This window comes from Weissella sp. ESL1177 (genome assembly GCF_058107185.1).
Map to the genome: position 1 here is coordinate 1,143,220 of NZ_CM176591.1, position 20,622 is coordinate 1,163,841.

20 protein-coding genes and 1 riboswitch are annotated in these 20,622 nt (G+C 38.1%); of the genes, 1 reads left to right on the top strand and 19 read right to left on the bottom strand.

Annotated features, from left to right (window positions below; translation table 11 throughout):
- Nucleotides 1-168 precede the first annotated feature (168 nt).
- The 19 genes from AC3B5D_RS05470 to AC3B5D_RS05560 form a co-directional block, all read right to left on the bottom strand.
- A complete protein-coding gene (locus AC3B5D_RS05470) occupies nt 169-810 on the bottom strand; it encodes a DivIVA domain-containing protein (RefSeq protein ID WP_489841012.1) in 642 nt (213 codons plus the stop codon).
- 14 nt (nt 811-824) lie between these two features.
- Nucleotides 825-1,610 (bottom strand): YlmH family RNA-binding protein, encoded by a 786-nt coding sequence (locus AC3B5D_RS05475; protein WP_489841011.1) that lies wholly within the window; start codon nt 1,608-1,610, stop codon nt 825-827.
- Nucleotides 1,611-1,618: 8 nt separating this feature from the next.
- Nucleotides 1,619-1,882: a YggT family protein gene (locus tag AC3B5D_RS05480; protein WP_489841010.1), complete on the bottom strand. Its 264-nt coding sequence runs from the start codon at nt 1,880-1,882 to the stop codon at nt 1,619-1,621.
- Between the two features lie 11 nt (nt 1,883-1,893).
- A complete protein-coding gene (locus AC3B5D_RS05485) occupies nt 1,894-2,343 on the bottom strand; it encodes a cell division protein SepF (RefSeq protein WP_489841009.1) in 450 nt (149 codons plus the stop codon).
- A gap of 11 nt (nt 2,344-2,354) precedes the next feature.
- On the bottom strand, nt 2,355-3,599 hold the full coding sequence (gene ftsZ, locus AC3B5D_RS05490; RefSeq protein ID WP_489841008.1) for a cell division protein FtsZ: 1,245 nt from the start codon (nt 3,597-3,599) through the stop codon (nt 2,355-2,357).
- Between the two features lie 29 nt (nt 3,600-3,628).
- Nucleotides 3,629-4,996 carry a cell division protein FtsA gene (ftsA, locus tag AC3B5D_RS05495; protein WP_489841007.1) on the bottom strand — a complete coding sequence of 456 codons (1,368 nt, stop codon included), beginning with the start codon at nt 4,994-4,996 and terminating at the stop codon, nt 3,629-3,631.
- A gap of 104 nt (nt 4,997-5,100) precedes the next feature.
- Entirely contained in the window at nt 5,101-6,090 is a 990-nt protein-coding gene (locus AC3B5D_RS05500) for a cell division protein FtsQ/DivIB (protein ID WP_489841006.1), read from the bottom strand.
- A gap of 35 nt (nt 6,091-6,125) precedes the next feature.
- A complete protein-coding gene (gene murG / locus AC3B5D_RS05505; RefSeq protein ID WP_489841005.1) occupies nt 6,126-7,223 on the bottom strand; it encodes an undecaprenyldiphospho-muramoylpentapeptide beta-N-acetylglucosaminyltransferase in 1,098 nt (365 codons plus the stop codon).
- 12 nt (nt 7,224-7,235) lie between these two features.
- A complete protein-coding gene (gene murD, locus AC3B5D_RS05510) occupies nt 7,236-8,588 on the bottom strand; it encodes a UDP-N-acetylmuramoyl-L-alanine--D-glutamate ligase (RefSeq protein WP_489841004.1) in 1,353 nt (450 codons plus the stop codon).
- Between the two features lie 56 nt (nt 8,589-8,644).
- Complete coding sequence (gene mraY / locus AC3B5D_RS05515) at nt 8,645-9,640, bottom strand: phospho-N-acetylmuramoyl-pentapeptide-transferase (protein WP_489841003.1); 996 nt, start codon at nt 9,638-9,640, stop codon at nt 8,645-8,647.
- A gap of 26 nt (nt 9,641-9,666) precedes the next feature.
- Nucleotides 9,667-11,856, bottom strand: coding sequence for a penicillin-binding protein (locus AC3B5D_RS05520; protein WP_489841002.1), 2,190 nt, complete (start codon nt 11,854-11,856; stop codon nt 9,667-9,669).
- 1 nt (nt 11,857) lies between these two features.
- A complete protein-coding gene (ftsL, locus tag AC3B5D_RS05525; protein WP_489841001.1) occupies nt 11,858-12,232 on the bottom strand; it encodes a cell division protein FtsL in 375 nt (124 codons plus the stop codon).
- Nucleotides 12,233-12,251: 19 nt separating this feature from the next.
- A complete protein-coding gene (gene rsmH / locus AC3B5D_RS05530) occupies nt 12,252-13,196 on the bottom strand; it encodes a 16S rRNA (cytosine(1402)-N(4))-methyltransferase RsmH (protein ID WP_489841000.1) in 945 nt (314 codons plus the stop codon).
- A gap of 37 nt (nt 13,197-13,233) precedes the next feature.
- Nucleotides 13,234-13,668: a division/cell wall cluster transcriptional repressor MraZ gene (gene mraZ, locus AC3B5D_RS05535; RefSeq protein WP_489840999.1), complete on the bottom strand. Its 435-nt coding sequence runs from the start codon at nt 13,666-13,668 to the stop codon at nt 13,234-13,236.
- Between the two features lie 360 nt (nt 13,669-14,028).
- Nucleotides 14,029-14,409 carry a hypothetical protein gene (locus AC3B5D_RS05540; protein WP_489840998.1) on the bottom strand — a complete coding sequence of 127 codons (381 nt, stop codon included), beginning with the start codon at nt 14,407-14,409 and terminating at the stop codon, nt 14,029-14,031.
- A gap of 23 nt (nt 14,410-14,432) precedes the next feature.
- Nucleotides 14,433-15,176, bottom strand: a complete 744-nt coding sequence (locus AC3B5D_RS05545) for an RsmE family RNA methyltransferase (protein WP_489840997.1) — start codon at nt 15,174-15,176, stop codon at nt 14,433-14,435.
- Entirely contained in the window at nt 15,176-16,129 is a 954-nt protein-coding gene (prmA, locus tag AC3B5D_RS05550; protein ID WP_489840996.1) for a 50S ribosomal protein L11 methyltransferase, read from the bottom strand. Before prmA ends, AC3B5D_RS05545 begins: the two co-directional genes overlap by 1 nt.
- Before the next feature lie 146 nt (nt 16,130-16,275).
- Nucleotides 16,276-17,697: a pyruvate kinase gene (gene pyk / locus AC3B5D_RS05555; RefSeq protein WP_489840995.1), complete on the bottom strand. Its 1,422-nt coding sequence runs from the start codon at nt 17,695-17,697 to the stop codon at nt 16,276-16,278.
- Nucleotides 17,698-17,953: 256 nt separating this feature from the next.
- Entirely contained in the window at nt 17,954-19,429 is a 1,476-nt protein-coding gene (locus AC3B5D_RS05560; protein WP_489840994.1) for an amino acid permease, read from the bottom strand.
- Nucleotides 19,430-19,524: 95 nt separating this feature from the next.
- Nucleotides 19,525-19,702, bottom strand: a riboswitch (Lysine riboswitch).
- Nucleotides 19,703-19,873: 171 nt separating this feature from the next.
- Here AC3B5D_RS05560 and AC3B5D_RS05565 point away from each other — a divergent pair.
- The gene (locus AC3B5D_RS05565) at nt 19,874-20,521 is read left to right on the top strand and encodes a phosphatase PAP2 family protein (RefSeq protein ID WP_489840993.1); all 648 of its coding nucleotides are present in this window, start codon (nt 19,874-19,876) and stop codon (nt 20,519-20,521) included.
- Nucleotides 20,522-20,622: the final 101 nt, after the last annotated feature.

Sequence of the window (20,622 nt, forward strand, 5' to 3'; positions counted from 1 at the left end):
AATTTACGATTTATCAATGATAAACCGCCTCTTCAACATGTATGTGTATTAATTTTCTGCTGATAGATATAATCCGTTACTATCTTAGGCTTTCACCAATCCCTAAGTCGCTGATTAGAATAAATCATATTTTTTGGTCAGAATCATTATGTTATCTATAATACCCAATTAATTATCTTTATTCAAGAAATTTTCAGAATCTTCACTAGATTCAGGGAAAATAACAACTGTTTCAGCTTCCTCGGCAGATACTGCCTCTGAAACAGGTTCCGCTGCTGAACCAGCCGTAGCTGAAGGCTCTTGATACGTCGCAGGTTGTTGGAACGCAGCCCATTCATCTGTTTGAACCATATCTAATTGTGCACGCAACAAACCTTCAATCTTAGACTTGAAAGCACCCATTTCTTTATCCAAGCCTTCTTTTTCAGCAACTAGTGCTTCATTTTTAGTTTGTGAATCAGTCAATAATGCGTTTGCCTTTGCATTTGCCTCCATCACAATTTTTTGCGCTTCAGCTTGTGCTTGTTGCAAAGTTGCCTCTGCCTCTGCCTCTGTTTGTTTCTTCAAACGATCTGCAGCTTCTTGCGCAATCAAAATTGATGAGTTAACTGATTGTTTCATTTCTTCAACTTGCTTAGCATTCGCATCTGCCTCTGCTAATTGCGTTTTCAATGTTTGATTTTCTTGCATCAAGGCATCATAATCAGTCACAATCTGATCCAAAAAGTCAGTCACTTCTGACTTATCGTACCATTTGTTACGACTAGTTGTGAATTCTTTAGCATGAATTTCTTGTGGGGTCAATGTCATGAGATGTCTCCAATCTATTTTTTAATGATAGCCATTGTTATGCGCCATTTATCTTTTTTTGTTAAACCATTCAGCTCTGTTATTTTTAATCGACCATAGTGCCGAACAGAAATTAAATCATTAACCGCTAAAATATAATCAGGCTTACTAATGTCAGTCCAATTCACACGAACCAAATCATGTTCAATCATTTGCTTTGCATGGTTCCTAGAAATATTATACCCATTTGCGACAATACTATCTAGTCGTAAAGAACTAACCGTTGTGTTAATTAATGTCCAGTCATCATTAACAGCAACAATTTCAGTTGCAGAAACCTCTTCAAATCGTACCTTAGATTTACCAATGTGATCTAAGTGGGTTATTATGAATGTTCCAATTGCCTTTGTTGCAACGAAATACCACGTTTCTGATTCACCCTTAATAATATCACCAATACTTTGACGCGCAATACCATTATGCATGAAAGTTCCTAAAATTGTACTATGATGCAGTGTTGCAAATTTCTCTGGATATTTTATCTGAACTAACATTAAATCAAAATCGTCAACGGTTGGTTCATAATAGCTTGGCGCTATTATGACACGCTGGTTTTCGGCATTGGGATAACCACCCGCCTGAAATATTTTCAAATCGTCTCGTTGATTAACCAAAGTTGTTAATATATAAAATTCTCTTGGGTTCAAAAAATTCGTCAAGACTGGACGATATTCATCCAATACCTGACGAACCAAGCCCTCCATTAAATTTAGAAACGTGGCTTCATTAGGGCGGAAATGTTGTGCTACATTATCAACCATAATCTTCTCTATATCATTGTTCGAGCAATAGCTTGCAATCCCATTTCTGCTGCTTGCAAAAGAATCAACCCAATTAAAGGTGTGAAATCTAAAATACCAACGGTTGGTATAAAGCGTCTTAATGGGTTTAAAATTAATCCTGCTATTTTACCTAGCACTTGTCCAATTGATGATTGTTGTGCACCAGGCAACCAAGACATTAAGACCCATATGACAATCACAAATTCTAATGCTCGAAGTAGCAAGCCTAATATTCCAAGGATTGTTAACATATTACCACCTATTAATTAAATTGTTGCCCAAGATTTTGAGAAATCGTACCAGAAATCTCAAAATTATGTGGGGTTGCTAAAAATATTCTTTCACCAACTCGTTCAATTGTGCCATCAACAGCAAATGCGGTACCACCTAAGTAATCTAAAATACGCTTACCCGTATTTTCATCAATTGATCCTAGATTAACAATGACTGCTTCACCACCTAGTAGTTGTGTCGCAATTGTTTGTGCATCTGCATATGTACGTGGCTCATACAAAGCTATTTTTGCCGGATCATCTCTTGATCCATCCATTTTAATAACATTAGCACGTCGCTCATTTGTTGGACGAGTGGCATTATTATTTGGTTCACTAAAATTAGCTTTTTGCTCTTCTTTACTACCTTCTGAGTCTTCATCCTCATAATAGTAATTATCGTCAACACCAAAGATGTAATCCTTAAATTTAAATGCCATGACCAGTCTCCTTACTTATCACCGCGCTTCATCCAATTAAAATAAGCTGGACGCTCAATTTCTTCGTCAGATGAACTTGGTTGAGAGGGTGCGCTTTGCTGTGATGGTGCAGCGGACTCTACAGGCGCACTTTGCTGTGGTGTTTGTACTTGGTCCGAAGGTGTTCCCCAATCAGCAAATGGATCATTATTCACAACTGGTTGTTGTGCTTGTGGCTGCTGTACAGGCTGTTCAGATACTGCTTGGAATGGACTTGTTTGTTGCTTTGAACCCAAATTAATTTCAGGGCGTGGTGTCTGTGGACGATCAATGCCAGTTGCAATTACTGTCACCACCAAATCACCTTCCATTTCCATATCAATGGTCGTTCCAAAAATAATATCCACATCTGTACCAGCAGCTTGTGCAATGGTCTCAGAAGCTTCTTGTGCTTCAAACAAAGACATGTCAGAGCCACCCTTAACAGATAGTAAGACATTTGTTGCACCCTCAATTTTAGCTTCCAACAACGGTGAAGCAATCGCTTTGCGGGTTGCTTCAGCTGCACGATTCTCACCAGATGCTGAACCAATTCCCATCAAGGCAGTTCCTTGACCTGCCATGGCAGTCTTAACATCAGCAAAGTCCAAATTGATAATTCCCGGCTTTGTAATCAAATCTGAAATACCAGAAACACCTTGCTCCAAAACATCGTCGACCATCTTGAAAGCTTCCATAATTGGCGCCTTCTTGTCAACAATTTGTAACAAATTGTTATTAGCAATAACAATTAATGTGTCGACGTTCTCCTTTAATTTCGCTAGTCCTTCAGCTGCAGATTTACCACGTCTTGGTCCTTCAAAAGAAAATGGACGTGTGACAACACCAATGGTAAGTGCACCAGAATCTTTTGCAATTTTAGCAATGACAGGCGCAGCACCCGTTCCAGTTCCACCACCCATGCCTGCAGTCACAAAGACCATATCAGCGCCTTGTAGTGCTTCCGTTAATTCTTGTTCACTCTCTTTGGCTGCTGCCTCACCAACTTCTGGACGAGCACCGGCACCGAGCCCACGAGTTGCCTTTGAACCGATTTGTATTTTATTCTCTGCTGTTGAACGATCAAGTGCTTGTGCGTCAGTGTTCGCAACAATAAATTCAACACCTTCAACACCATCGGTTACCATTTGATTAACAGCATTACCACCGCCACCACCTACACCGATAACTTTAATTGTGGCACCATATTCTTGGTTCATGTCCATTTGCAAATCCATATTGAGCTCCTTTTTTGTTAATTTATGAATTAGTCAAAGAACTCCGCAAAGAAATCCTTAATACGATTTTTCTTCTTAGGTTGTTCTTTCTCAGTTACTTCAGCCGACTCGACTACTTCAGTTTCCATCTGAGCAGCTCGCTGTCTTTGTTGTTCAACTTTTTGTCTTTTCTTTTCATTTCGCTTATCACGAGATACTTGTTCACCCATATTTGGCTGACCAAGTACAACAAGTGGCAAGCCATACAAAGCTTGCTTAACAATAAGTTGAATTGGTGTTTGTTGCGCAGCATAGTGAACCAATACCCAAGCACCCGCATAACCAGGGTGACGCAAGCCAATATCATCAGGCGCAAATAATTTTGTCTGAACTTTATAAGTATCACGAATGGCTTCAGTCATGCCACGTAAAGCAGCACCACCACCAGTCACGACAATTCCCCCAGGCATTTGAAAAGCACCTACTAAGTCTAATTTTTCACCTAATTTTCCTAAAATTTGTGTCACACGTGCCTCGATAATTTGTGCTAATAAGGTTTCTGAAACTTGTTCTGGTTCTTCCGCACTAACTTTTTTAATAACAAGTTGATTATCTTCTTCTGCTAAATTAGACAATGCAAAACCAGAATCAAGTTTTAACATGTCGGCATCGTGTAACCCAACCTCAAGAACAGCACTAATATCACGTGAGATATTGTCACTTCCTGCTGGAAATGATGATAAGAACTTCAATTGATGTTCATGAACAACGGTAGCTGAAGTTTGTCCAGCACCCATATCTAATATAATTGTGCCAAATTCTTGCTGACCATCATCTAATAATGTCTTACTATATGCCAATGGTGCCAAAACAAAATCACGAAGCTGTAGTCCAGCCTTGTTAATGGCCAAACGTAAATTTCCCATGACATTTCGTGGTGCGGTATAAGCAATTCCTTGCATTGCTAAACGCATTCCTACCATGTCATTTGGATCTTGAATACCATCAAAATCATCAACAACGAATTCAGTCGGAATTAATTCAACCACTTCACGATCTGCAGGCAATTGAACTTTAATTGCCTCCTGCACAGTATTAGCAACATCCTCGTACGAAATATGTTGACTATCTTTGACTGTTACAGTCCCCTTAACATGTTGAATTTGAATGTTGCTTGCAGGTAAACTGGCAACAACCTCAGTTATTGGCTGTTCAGTTTGCTCGTTAACTTGTGCTACTGCTTGACGAATGTCAGTCGCCGTTGCATCAATATCCACAACGACGCCCTTCTTTACACCGTGCGCAACCGATCGACCAACCGCGACAATATTCGCCTGCTGATCTCTAACATCCGCTGCTAGCACTTTAATCGTGTTAGTCCCAACATCAAGACCAACAATTAATCCATGGTTGGCCATCTTAATTCCTCCTTTGACTACCATACAAAAAGTTTAAATAAATAAACAATTCTTTAGAAATAATACCATACTTTAGGGTCATTCTTCCAGACCTGTGCCTAGTTTTATTGATGATATGGCGTAAAATATGCGCCAACTTGCAAATCAGCTTGTCCCTTTTGATTTAGCTGAGCGACCATGCCTGGATAATACTTCATTTTCTTTGATAATTCATCGGCACTAATCAAGACCTCATTGCCATCATTCATATAAATTAAAAGACGTTGATTATTTTGTGCATTTGGTGCCCAAACAATTTCTGAAACAGCATGACGTAATGGATCAGATAACTTACCAAATTCAGATAAAGTTTTACGTAATTGCTTTCCAGACGTAAAACCATCATACAACGGTAAACCGCCTACTTGATGATCACTGAGTCCTTTGCTTAACATATGACCATTCTCTAAAATGGGATAATATTTACTGCCAGCTTTAACATACCCCACTTTGACAATTTCATCTACCTTAACTTGTAACGTATTATCAGATTTCAACGTTAATTTTAAATGATTAATTTGCGGATCCCTATCCTTCGCTTGTTGACTAAAATAGTTACTTTGATACAAAGTTGTTAATAACGGTTGCCCTTTTCGTAAACCTGCCGCATTCAAAATGACTTTATCTGATAGCTCATGGGTTCCCACAATTTTATAATGTTGTACTTGGCTGGCAGGCGATATCAAATAAACTAATCCTGCAGCCATCATAACAAGTACAATAATTGAACGAATAGCAGCCCATTCATGAGAAAACAACAATCTTTTTCTTTCTTTATGCAACTTCTCTGAATGTAGCTTCTCTGATTGATTATCTGCTATAACTGATTTATCTTCATCTGATGATATCACTTGATCACTGTTTAAATTTTTTATTTCAGCGTCTTCAGACTGATGATCGGTTGGCGTCTGATGCTGTTCTTTTACGACTGATGCTGAATGATTGGGTTTTGATGATACACCATTCCCTGATAATAATGCATTTAAATGTGCCTGAATATCAGAAGAATTCGCATTATCTTTATCATTATGCGGATTTTCTTTTTTATCAGTCATCGTGACCTCCTACAATCCCCTCACAAAAATTTTGTCTATTTAATAACACTTTTAATTAATGCTATAAATTGATCAGCTGCATCTGGGACACCCATTTTCATAGCTGCCTCAGCCATCATATGGCGTTGCTTGTCATCAGTCATCAATTGATCGATGGTCGCAAACAAAGTGGTACCTGAAAGTGATTCTTCTGTAATCATTTCAGCCGCACCAGCGTTTGCTAGACTCCGTGCATTCTTTGTTTGATGATCATTCGTCACATAAGGGCTAGGAATCAAAATCATTGGCTTGCCTAATGCTGTTTGTTCAGCCAAACTAGTTGCACCAGCACGTCCAACGACTAGTGCCACTCTTGGCATTAATTGTGGCATGTTACTAATATAAGGGACAACCGCAATGTTCGCTGCAACATGAATATCTTTGGCAGCCATTGCTTGTTTCACATCATCATAGCGTTTTGAACCAGTCACAAAGATGACTTGATAAGGTTGATCAGCAAAATTTGTTAGCGCATCTACCATTGATGAATTGATTTTAATTGCACCCTGTGACCCGCCAAAAACTAATACAGATGGTTTATCAGGTGACAATCCTAATTTTTCCCAGTCAAAACTACCTTGCCCATCAACCACCTCTTGTGCTCTTGGATTGCCAACTAGTGTTGCTAATCCGGATTTAAAAGCTGGTAATGCTGCTGGAAAAGCAACACCTACTTTTGTCACCTTACGTGCTAAGAATTTATTTGTTACACCAACGACTGAATTTTGTTCATGAATAACAGTTGGAATACCCATTTGTTGTGCTGCATAAAGAACTGGTCCTGATACATAACCGCCTGTTCCCACAACAACATCTGGTTTAAAGGCAACTAAATATTTTTTGGCTTCACGTGTTGCCTTTAAAAACAAATAAATCGTCTTAAAATTATCAAGAGACAATGAACGATGAAAACCTTGTACCTGTAAAGATTTAAATTTAAATCCCGCTTCAGGAACAATATCACCTTCCAAACCACGTTCACTACCAATGTACAAAACTTCAGTATTTGGTTCTAAAGTCTTTAAACGTTTTACGGTTGCTAATGCTGGATAAATATGACCACCCGTGCCACCACCCGATACAATAATACGCATATCTAATCCTCTCTAGTCTTTAATGTCTGATATTTTAAATGCTTTAACAGCCTCAACAAATAATTGACCCCTTGTTTCAAAGTCAGGGAATTGATCCCACGATGCTGCTGCTGGAGACAATAAAATAATTTCACCTTCACAGCTCAATTCAAACGCTGGTTTGACAGCATGAGGCGCATCTTTGGCAAAAATAACTGGTATACCAAGTTTTTGCCCAACTTTTGCTAATTTTTTACCTGTCTGTCCAAAAACAACCAATGCTTTAACATGTTGACGCATTGCCGCTAATAACCGCATTTGATCATCACCACGATCTAAACCGCCTGCTAATAATACAACCGGTACATTAAATCCAGATAAAGCCATTTCGGTAGCCTCAATGTCAGTTGCTTTGGAATCATTATACACTTGTCGACCATAAAACTTACCGATAAATTGCAAACGATGTGCAACACCAGAAAAATTGCGTAATGCCTGTGAAATGTGCTCATTTGACACTCCCATTAACTTACCAACAGCAATTGCTGCAAGCGCATTATCAATATTATGTTCCCCTGGTACACCAAGTTCCGATGCAGACATGATTAATTCATCTCGATAATATAGATTGCCAGCCTTTAAAAATGTTCCTTCATGACTATTTTCTTGACGTGAAAAAGGGACAACTTTGGCTTGTGTCTCTTTAGAAAGTTGACGCCACTCTTCTGTGTCATAATTAACGACAAAATAGTCCGTTGCCGTTTGATGTTTCGTAATATTCATTTTAGCTGCAATATAATTCTCACGCGTACCATGAAAATTTAGATGCGACGCAAAAATATTCGTTAATACAGCAATGTGTGGCTTTGGCTCAGGCATTCCCGTTAATTGGAATGATGACAATTCGGTTACTAAAGTATCCTGTTTTGTCATTTTAGGGGCAACTTCACTAACTGGCACACCAATATTCCCTGCAACAAGCACATGACCAGATGCCTTCTTTTTTGTCCGTAAGATAGCGGCAATCATTTCCGTCGTCGTTGTCTTACCGTTAGAACCAGTGATTGCAATCCATTGATCCTGAATGTATTTTTGTGCAAGCGCAACTTCAACAACAATGGGTAGTCCCTTTTCCTTTGCAGCGACTAATATTGGAATTGTGTAAGGAATCCCCGGGTTTTTAACGATCAAATCAATTCCTTGTAATAAACTTGCCGATTGATCTGTCGTAAATTGCACACCTTTGTCTTTTAAGGTCATCACTTTCGTATCATTTTCATCTAATTTAGGATCTGACACAATAACATCGGTTCCTTCACTTTGCAGAAGATTAGCTGCCGCTGCACCTGAACGAGCAAATCCAATTATTAATACATGTTTATTCATTAATCTAGCGCCCCTTTTTTTAGATATGTATATGGGGACTAACCCCATGTATTTGATTAGTGAATCCAAACAATCAAATATAAAATTGCCATGAACAGTCCAATTCCCCAAAAAAAGAAATTAACTTGCCATTCATTCCATGGCTTATTGATATTACCTGTTAAGCCACCTTTTTCAAAACTGTGATGAATTGGTGTCATCAAAAAAATTCTTTTTTTAAAAAAGTGATAGCTTGTCACTTGGATAATGACGCTCAATGTCTCGATCATGAAAACAAATCCAATAATCAGCAAAGACCATTCCTGATGTAATACCAATGAATTCATGGCTAAGCCTGCACCTAGTGCCAATGACCCTGTGTCACCCATAAAAATCGTCGCTGGATAGTGATTAAAGAACAAAAACCCTAGTAGTGCACCAATCATAAGCGCATCTAACAGTACCATCGTCATATCACCTTGAATCATCGCTATAATCAAATAGGCAACATAAGCAATAATCGCTGTGCCTGATGCTAGACCATCTAAGCCATCTGTCAGATTCGTTGCATTTGACCACCCAACTAACCAAAAAATAGTAAATAATGTATAGGCAATCACACTATGCCATACACCAAGATGGAAAGGTAGGCTCAAGAAAAAATCAAACTTTCCCAAAGCTAACACGACAACGCCTAAAATTGCTGCTGCAATTTCAGAAAAAAGCTTTGGTAAAAATCGTAATCCTTCATCTCGATGATTAAATACTTTAATGCTATCATCAAATGCACCAACGATGGCAAAAACAACAATAGCAATAATGGTTGCCCAACCTGTTGAGCCAACATGTCTTGTCATAAATGATAATATAATAAAACCAATGACAACAACCGGTATAAAACCTGCCCCACCCATGGTTGGTGTCCCTGCCTTGGCAGCATGATCAGGCTCATGTTCACCTGTGCGCATAACCAATTGTGCAACCTTTATTTTTTTAAACCAATCTCGTAAACGAGGTACTACCAATACAGTAGCAATCAGACCAAATAATAGTCCTAGTAAAAAAGTCGACATCTAACTACTCCTCTCACTCACCTAAATTAATTCGATGTATTTGGCTCTTTAAATGTAATCGTTATTTCATGATAACCATCAGATAACTTTGTATGCGCCTTGACTGATTGTGCAACAGCAAAACCGTTACCTTTAATATTGACTTTAATATCCGCTAACTCAGACCAAGCTAATACATCACTCTTTGCCCAACCACTCATATTTGGCACAGCGATGTTCTCTCCTGTATTTAAGAAAATTCGTTGACCAACTAATGACTTCTGACCTCCAGTTAGGGATTGTGCCTTAATTGTCTGACCATTTCCCATAATAACAGGCGTTAAGCGATTTGACTTCATTTCTTGTTTTGCATCTTGTGTCAAGCCACCGACAACCGTTGGTACTTTAACTTCCTGATTAGCACTAATGACGACTTTATTATCACTTGCTGACATATCCAAAGCCTGTTTCATGACCGTTTTAAATACGTCTGACATGTCTGTTGTAATATTATCAGTATTTTGCTGCGGTTGTTTCGTAACAATATACATTAAATATCGTGGATTATTTGATGGGGCCATGCCCATCCAAGAATGAATTTCATTTGTATTATCACCAGGTGTTGAATACCCTGTTGATGTTGCCATCTGAGCTGTACCAGATTTACCAGTTGTTTTTACATCTGGAATAGCATATTTTTGACCTAATCCATATTTTGAATAAATAACATCTTCCAATTGTTTACGAGTCGCCTTTGCGGTTGCCTTACTAATTGGTTGCGCAACAACTTTCGTTTTAGGTTGCGAGATCACTTTTTTCGTATTTGGATCGACAATTTTTTCAATAATTTGCGGTTTTAATTCCTTACCATTGTTAGCAATCGCAGAGTATGCTTGCATCATTTGTAACGGTGTCACTGAAATAGCTTGTCCAAAAGCGGTGTTGGCTTGCTCTATTGGATATTGGAATTGAATACTCCCTTTTGCCTCACCATTGAAGCCAGAATGAGTTGATTTTAAGAATTTAAACTTTTCTAAATAACTATGCCAAGTTTGCGCGCCCATCTTCTGTTCAGTTAATGCCATTGCGACGTTTGAAGATTCAGCAATACCTCGCGCATAAGTGATTGTTCCCCAACCTTCACCATTATTCCAATCAGTAACTTTCTTATCACCTATTTTCAACGTACCAGATTGATAAGTATCATTAGCGTGCCAATTATTAGAATCAATAGCTGCCGCTAACGTAATCCCTTTTAAGACAGAACCAGGTTCAAATGCGCTACCATATAATTGATTGGTCCATAAATCACCAATCCCTTCACCTGTAGTCGCATTATAAGTTGGACGTTGGGTTGTCGCCACTATTTTACCTGTTTTCGTATCCATCACAACAGCAATTGCTGCTTTAGGTTTCATATCATCAAATAATTTTTGCATACTTTTTTCAAGTGTTGTCTGTAATTTCATGTTAATTGTCGTGTAGACATCATAACCATTCTTCACGGCTAAATTTTTTTTGGATACCGAACGGTCTGTTGTATCAGAAGAAGTTGTTTTAACACCATTGCGCCCTGTTAACTGTTTGTTCCAAGCTTGCTCTAAACCTGTTATTCCAACAATAGACTGTGATCCGCTACTTGTTTCCTTTTTCGTCAGTCCAATTAAATCTGACGCAAAAGTACCATTGGGATAGAGACGTGACTCGCTCGTTGTAAAAGCTAATCCAGGAATTGCTAAGGCTTTTAATTGTTTATACTTTTTAATTGTTAAATTAGTCCCTGCTTCACCAAATTGTACTTGTTGTAAATCATTTTTACGACCATTTTTAATTGAAGCTTCATAGGTTTTTGGTTGTCCACCAATGACTTTTGCAATGGCTTTCGCAACAGTTGCATCTTGGCTCTTTTTAACATACATCGGCTTTCCTTTTGCCGATTTTTGACTTTTGTCTAATACGGCTGCCAATGTATAAGTCGTTGAAGATTCAGCTAGCGGATTACCAACCGAATCAAATATTTCACCACGTTTTGCCGGAATTTCATTTTGACTACGATAGATTAGCTGGGCTGCCTTGTCTAACTTATGACCTCTCACATCTTTTGTGATAGCGACATAAGAAAAACGGACCCCCAACACAACCAGTACTAGCATCATCAATATAAGCAAAATTCTACCTGTATTGCGACTATTTTTATCCGATTGGTCACGTTTTGGCATCCGTTGTTTTTTTACCATGCTACTTTACGTTCCTTATATTTTGATTTTTTAGTGTTAATCCCTTTTTCTCGGCAACTTTATTCAATCGATCTGGGCTAGACAAGTTGCTGACTTCTTGCTTTAGGTCATTATTTTTATCACGTACTTTTTCTAATTGTGCTGAGGTTGCGGATAATTGTGTGTTCGCTGCCGCACTTTTATTAGCCATATAGATAACCAAAAAAGACATCACAACAACCGTGATGATAGCTGCACCCACCATCATAAAATCCATTGTGTCCCATTTTGGCTTAACCATTCTCATTTTGACCATCTTCGTTTTACTGGTCATTTTTGGTTGATCAATTTGTTCCGTCACGACATTGCTATTGTTGTACTTGGGCAATCCATCCATAATGCAGCCTCCTTATTTTTTATTTGATACGTTCAATAACGCGTAACTTTGCGGAATGAGCTCGACGATTAGTTTCTAATTCCTCAGCAGATGGCAAAATAGGTTTGCGTACGACTAATTTAAAATCTGGTTGCATTTCTTCCGGAATAACTGGCAATCCAGCTGGTAAGTCGGGTATTGACACTTTTTCTTTAAACATTGTTTTGACTAAACGATCCTCTAACGAATGAAAAGTAATGACAGCAATGCGACCATGAACATTTAACATGTCCAATGCCTGAGCTAATGATTCCTCAACTGCACCTAACTCATCATTAACAGCGATTCGAATAGCTTGGAAGGTTCGCTTTGCTGGATGGCCACCTTTTCGTCTAGCAGCTGCCGGAATGGCAGCTTTAATAATGTCTACTAATTCAAATGTTGTTTCAATTGGTTTGATTTCACGTTGCTGTTCAATTTTTCTTGCAATTTGTTTGGCAAACTTTTCTTCACCATACCGTGAAAAAATACGTAATAATTCGTGAAATGACCACTCATTAACGACTGTACGCGCATTCAATCGTTGCGATTGATCCATACGCATATCTAATGGTGCGTCGTAGTTATATGAGAAGCCACGCTGACCATCATCAAATTGTGGTGATGAAACGCCTAAATCATAGACAATGCCATCAAATGATGACACACCCTCTGCAACCAAGGCCTCTTGTAAATTGCGAAAGTTGGTTTGAATAAAAGAAACCTTTCCTGCTGCTAATTCATTTGCAAGATGTTTCTGATTATAATTAATGGCTGTCACATCCTGATCAAAAGACCATAATTTACCAGTAATTAAATGACTAGCTAATAATTGAGAATGACCACCACCTCCAAGTGTTGCATCAACATATATCCCGTCAGGTTTAACATTTAATGCTGCAATCGCCTCATTCAATAAGACCGTCACATGTTTAAATTCTGTCATTAGCTTTCAAATTCCTTTCAAATTGACCCTAAAGCCTTTAAAAGCCTAGTTCTTCCAAACCATCGGCAATATCATCGAAGTTTTCGGCAGTTTCATCTTCATAAGCTTGCCACTTTTCAGTGCTCCATAACTCAAAGGTATTTTCTCCGAGACCGAACACTGTGACATTTTTTTCAATCTTTGCATATGTACGTAATGTTTGTGAAAGATTAATACGCCCCTGTTTATCAAATTCAACTTCAATCGCACCACCAAATACAAAACGCTTGAATTGACGAGCTTTTGCATTTGTTTCTGGTAACGCATTAATCTTTTTTGAAAAGTCTTCCCAGCCACCGATTGTGTATGCACGCAATGAATGATCCATCCACCGTGTAATCACGAATGACTCACCCAATTGATTTCGGAATTTAGCCGGAATAATTAACCGATTTTTTGTATCTAATGAGTGTTGATAAGTGCCCATAAACATCGGCTAATTCCTCCTAACTAAATTTAAAGTAGCGATAAATATAATTCGCCAATTTATTCAACTATTCAATACATTTAATTTACCACAATATCCCACTTTCAACCACCTTTCCCCACCACTTCCCACCTGTTTTTTTCAACTTTTATTTTCATAATGCTTGACCTAACGGCTTGTAGGGACTTTTTTAACATAAAGTTTACAATTATGCGTATTTTAAAAAACAAAAGTGACGCGCCAAAAATGTGCTCATATCTCACGGCATAACCGTTTTACCATGTCAGTTTCTATCTTTGATTTATTGTCAAAAAAAAACGCGTCATCGAATTGCTTCGATGACACGTTAACGACATATTTTCACGATTAAATTTTACTAAATCCACCATCAACTGGAATTTGCTTATCAATGTCAATTTCCTCTTCTTGGCCACTGGTAAAGGCAAATATTTCAATAATCAAATATAATGCAGCAAGGTAATACCCATAAAATGATGAATTAATTTGTAGCCAAACAGATATTAGGAAAATGATTGGCCACACAAACAACAGTACCCAAAATGCACCAGTATGACGTAAAAAACGGCCAATAACAACACTAAACAACATATTAATGATAAACAGCGACACGATAATTTTAAAATTTACTGTTAAAGCTGTTAAATTAATTAAATAGGGTACCAATATACCGAAGATTGGCATTAAAATCCAAAAACGCCAATCAAAAGTTTTACTGAACTTATTCATATCAAATCTCCTATGCTCAATGATTATTTATCTAATTCTACAACGTAACTAAGCACGCTTAGCGCATACATTGGTGCTGTTTCAGCTCTCAAAATACGTGGCCCTAACCCAACAGGGATAAATCCCTGTGCTTTTAATTGATCAATTTCTTGTGGGGCCAATCCACCTTCAGGTCCAAACAAAAAACATACTGCATCATTGGGGCATAATGTCTGTAATTGTTGCACTAATTGACTTGTTTCACCTTGTTTGGCACTTTCTTCCCATGCGACTAATTTTAAACTACGCTCAGGTAAAATAATACTATCTATGTCTGCCACATATGATACATCGGGTACTTGCAAACGGTGGGATTGTTCCGCAGCAGCTGTGGCTATTTTATTAAGACGAGCAATTTTCTTAATAGCCCTTTCACCCCAATGAACAACTGACCAGGCTGTTTCAACAACAATAATATGATGTACGCCTAATTCAGTCGCTTTTTGTACAACTGTTTCTGGCTTATCACCTTTAGATAAGCCAATGATAATTGTTGTATCAACTGGTAACTCAACCGTTATTGCTTGGCGAGAAATAGTCGTCATGACCACGTGTTTGCCCTCAATTCGACTAACCTTCGCAATAATAATTTCTTGGTGATTTGGTAACACAAATTCCGCTTGTAAGCCCTCACGAGCTCGTAAGACAGTTAAAAAATGATGTACCACTGCTTCAGGCAGTTCAAACTCTGCTGTTTGTGGTGTCTTGGTTAAAAAATATCTTTGCATTAATTATCCTCATTTTTAAACTTAGCAATGATACCATACCAATCACCTAATTTCATTGATTGTTCAACAACAAAACCATTGTTTTCCAAATCTGAAATCATTTTGTCACGTTTATCATAGTAAATCCCAGACAATAAAAGATGTCCTTTAGGTTGTAGTACATGCCCCACTTTCGGAATTAGTAATGCCAAAACTTCTGCTAACATATTTGCAATGACAATATCATATTTTTTTTCTGGCACTGCTTGGAGCAAATCACTAACAATGAGTGTAATATGGCCTACTTGTGGATTCAGGTCCAAATTTCCCTGAGCAGATTGGACGGCAACCTCATCAATATCTGTTCCCAGTACTTCTTGTGTCCCTAACAATTGTGCAGCGATGCTTAAGACACCTGACCCAGTCCCAATATCAAGCACTGTTTCACCACCACGAACAACCACTTCTAGTGCTTGCATCATTAATTGTGTTGTTGGATGAGTACCTGTGCCAAATGCCATCCCAGGATCTAAGACAATCACTTGCTCATCAGACTGCGCCAATGCATAATTTTCCCATTTCGGTACAATCGTCAAATGTCGTGTGACACGTACAGGATGATAATATTTCTCCCATTCAGTTGCCCAATCTGTATCAGTCACCGGTTGAACAGTCACAGTTCCAGGATGTGCGTCCAATCCAAATTCAGCAAGTTGCGCAACCGCTGTCGTTATTTTTTCAATTAATGATTGGCTATTTGATGTATTTGCAAAATAGCCGCTAACCGCAGCACCACTCGCACGATGAATGATATCTTCCTTCTTAACCATAACTGTTTCATCTGATGGTTGATAATGATCTAATTCGGCAGCATCATCAATTTCAACACCTTCTGCACCAGAGGTAACCAAAATATTACTAATTGCTTCAATCGATTCAGTCTGTGTCTCTACAATAATTTTTTGCCAACTCATGACTAGCCCTCATTTACTTTGTTCTAACTGAATTAAGAATACCACAAAATAGCGTCATCGCGCATTATCTAAATATGTAAAAAGCGCTTTGTGCTAGCATCTAGTCACAAGGCGCTTCAAAATTTTTAATGACTAAAAACAACGTCTTAGTCAATCGTCACAATTGTCATCAAGTTAGTTGTACCTGAAGTGGTTACAGGAATACCTGCTGTCACAATAATTGTATCACCTTTACTTGCAAGACCGGCCTTAACCGCTTCTGTCTTTGCCAAATCAATCATCGCATCAGTATTTTCAACTGGTTCAGAAACGATTGGTTGCACACCCCAGTAAATACTCAACATACGTTGAACATCTTCAGTAAATGTCAATGCCAAAATATCAGCATTTGGACGGTACTTTGAAATCATCTTTGCAGTGTATCCCGAAGTCGTTGCTGCAACAATGGCCTTAACGTTCAAATTACCAGCGGCTGTTGCGACTGCTGCCGCAACTGATTCAGTGACGTCAGTTGCATCAAAGTGATCATCATGACGGCCATTCATAACCAATGATGTTTCTGCCTTTTCATCAATACGTGCCATCGTTGCAACTGCTTCAACTGGATAGGCACCATTTGCTGATTCACCTGACAACATCGTAGCATCAGTACCATCAAACACAGCGTTAGCAACGTCAGATGCCTCGGCACGCGTTGGACGTGGATTTTCTTGCATTGAATCTAGCATATCAGTTGCCGTAATGACTGGCTTACCAGCAGCATTCAATTGACGAATCAAATTCTTTTGTACCAATGGCACATTCTCTGCTGGAATTTCAACACCCATATCACCACGAGCAATCATCAATCCATCAGAAACTTCCAAAATTTCATCAAAATTATCGATTCCTTCTTGTGATTCAATCTTTGGGAAAATCATGACTTCTTCATGATGTGCTTCAGTTAGTAATTCACGGATTTCAAGAACATCAGCAGCTTTACGAACAAATGAAGCAGCGATATATTGAATACCATTCTTTAATCCAAAACGAATATCATCAGCATCTTTTTCAGTAATACCAGGTAAGTTAATTGAAACACCTGGTGCATTAACACCTTTACGTGATCCCAAAATACCATGGTTTTGTACTTCAGTTACTAATTCGCGGTTTGCAGCATCTTTTTCAGTGATAACCATGTCAAGCTTACCATCATCAAACAAAACATGTCCGCCAACATGAACATCATCAAATAGTCCAGGATATGTAACAGCAATCTTTTCTTTTGTTCCTTCAATAGAAGCATCCATTGATATACGGACAACATCACCAATATTAAATTCGATCTTACCCGGCTCTTGAACAGTTGTACGGATTTCTGCACCCTTCGTGTCCAACAAGAAACCAACCTTCTTGCCTGCAGCTTTTTCAGCCTCATGAACTGCATTCATTCGTCCTAAATGTTCCTCATGATCCCCATGTGAAAAATTAAAACGGACAACATTTGCGCCAGATTCGATTATCTTTGTAATCGTCTCCACATCAGAGCTGGCTGGTCCAAGCGTTGAAACAATCTTGGTTTTTTTCATGATTTAAAACTTCTCCTTAGTAAAAGATAATTGGTATTTCTATCTATCTGAAATTCATTGTACTATTTATCACTTTCTTTGTATACAAATTCAACTCGTCATTTGTTGCACTGTTAGAACAATTTTTTTCTTGTTAAAATAAAAACCTATTTATATTAAGGAATAAAGCGCTACCATTAATTTAGCTATAAATCGTAAATAATTGCTATAAAAAAAGAATTAGAACAAAATGCTCTAATTCTAACAAACTTCTAAATTAATCTAATGGACGGGCATCAGTATCTAAATCAACTTCTGTTAATTTACGTACCTTGGTATGATTCTTAAACTTATAACCAAAGTACAATACAATAAATAGCGGTACTGACATGTATGTTGTAATAATCCCGGGCCAATTCCAATTTGCAATGCCACCCTTAAATGCCGTCATATCTTGACCAACAACAACAATAATTGATAATACTAAAGCAATAATTGGTCCAACAGGGAACCACTTTGCTTTATAACGCAACTTATTGACATCACGACCTTGTGCAACAAAGGCACGTCGAAAACGGTAATGGGAAATGGCAATACCAATCCATGCTATAAAACCAGTTAAACCAGATGCAGCGACTAGATAATAGTAGATCTCGCGACCGAAAATTGATGTTAAGAACGTTAATAGCCCTACAGCTACTGTGGCAATAACAGCTGGCACTGGAATACCTGTTCGAACATTAACACGCTTAAATATTTTTGGTGCCATACCATCCAAAGCCATAGAATAAAGCATACGAGTAGATGCGTATAGACCTGAATTTGCTGATGAAACAACGGCCGTTAAAATAACGGCATTCATAATTGATGCTGCAGCGGCTAATCCTGCTGACTTAAACACCAGCGTAAATGGCGACACTGCAATATTCGATTCACTTGAACGTAGTAGGTTAGGATCCTTATAGTAAATAACTGCCCCAATCACAAAAATGGCAAGAATATAGAATAACAAAATTCGCCAGAAAATTTGCTTTATTGCTGCTGGTACTGATTTTTCTGGAGTTGCTGACTCACCAGCAGTGATACCAACCATTTCTGTTCCTTGGAAAGAAAAACCTGCAACCATGAAGACAGATAAGATACCACCAAAACCACCAACAAAACCATGATGACCACCAGCCGAAAGATTACGAGCAACATCTGGTTGTTTAAACATAATCCCTAAGATCATTAACAAACCAACGACTAAAAATGCCAAAACTGCGATAACTTTAATCATTGCCATCCAAAATTCTGTTTCTGCATAGGCCTTAGCTGATAACAAATTAATCACCGTAATTAGTACCAAAACTGCCGTTGACCAAATCCAACTTGGTACATTTGGCAACCAAAAGCCCATCACAACACCAACCGTAGCTGATTCTAAGGCAACTGTGATTGCCCAGTTAAACCAATAATTCCATCCCATCGCAAAACCAAATGCTGGATCAACAAAGCGATCTGCATAAACTGAAAACGATCCAGAAATTGGCATATATGTCGCCATTTCACCCAAACTGGTCATTAAGAAATAAACCATCACACCAATCACAGCATATGCCGTCAAGGCACCCATTGGTCCAGCCTGTGAAACTGTTGCACCTGAGGCAACGAACAAACCAGTTCCGATTGTTCCACCAAGTGCAATCATTGAAAGATGACGGGTTTTCATAGTCCTTTTCAGGTATCCCGTCTGTTGTTGACTATCAGCCATAATTCCTCCTAAACAAAGGCCTAACGCATTTAAAAAACAAAAAAATCCTAGTTTATACTTCTATCGTATAAACTAGGAACTGATTAGTTTTTAGTATTGTCGATAGCTCTCCGCAGCCGACTATTTTGCCGCGACAGTCTGCCCACTATTAATGTACACACCAACAATGAATACCACCATATTCATCATTTCGGCAACCGCCCCTTTTATTTAACCTTACTGTCCGTCGACTCAGCTAAATTACTCTTGTTGATTGCAACCTCTATATTATTAAATTTGTACTTCAAATATACATTAATTTATTTTGCTTTGTCAAGCTGTATTTTAAGCAAAGTAAAAACTATTTAAAGCTTTAAGTCGTTTACGTGTTATTTGTTACACACATGTTAAACTTAGTTGAGGAAGTATTTCATGAAATTTAACTGGGTAAAGGAGTATGGGCATATGATAATCGCAAAATCCCACCGACGTTTCATAACGTTAATTATTAGCTTATTATTGTTTATTGTCATTTCAGTGCTAACTTTTGGACATCAAGGATTCTTAAATACGTTCATGCAGATAAATCATGCCATTGCAAGAGGCATTATTCCTGAATGGCTTGAATACATAATTAAACCTGCTTATTTTTTTAGCCATGGCATACCTGTAGGCGTCATTATTTTTTTAATGGCCTTTCTTTTATGGGGGTTTAAATTTAAAATACCCGCTATGTGGATTTTACTGACTAGTTTAAGTGGTTGGCTAATCATTAACATCCTATCATTGTTTTTTAATTCAGCGACTAATGGTACGAAAATCGTTTACCCTGCCCACACAACTTTTTTTATGACGCTACTAATATCTTTTATATTAACAATAATTGTGCCTGAGATTGCTAGTAATACCTTACAGTTTGTCTGTCAAACAGGCTTATTGTTAATTTGGCTTGCAACATTTATAATGACCCTGCTATCACCTCATTATAATCTTGCGGCAGCCATTGCAGGTTGGCTATTAGCACTGGCTTGGCTACAATTTTCTGAAAATGTTTATCGTATGTATGCTGTACCACTTTATCATCAGCGCGTTTTCCGCAATTCATGGTACTAACAAACTATATCATTAATGCATTAGTCCTGTTATATACAATCAGGGACGTGAATCTCACAATTGATCCACGTCCCTTTAAAATGTAACAAAACATTGCAGCC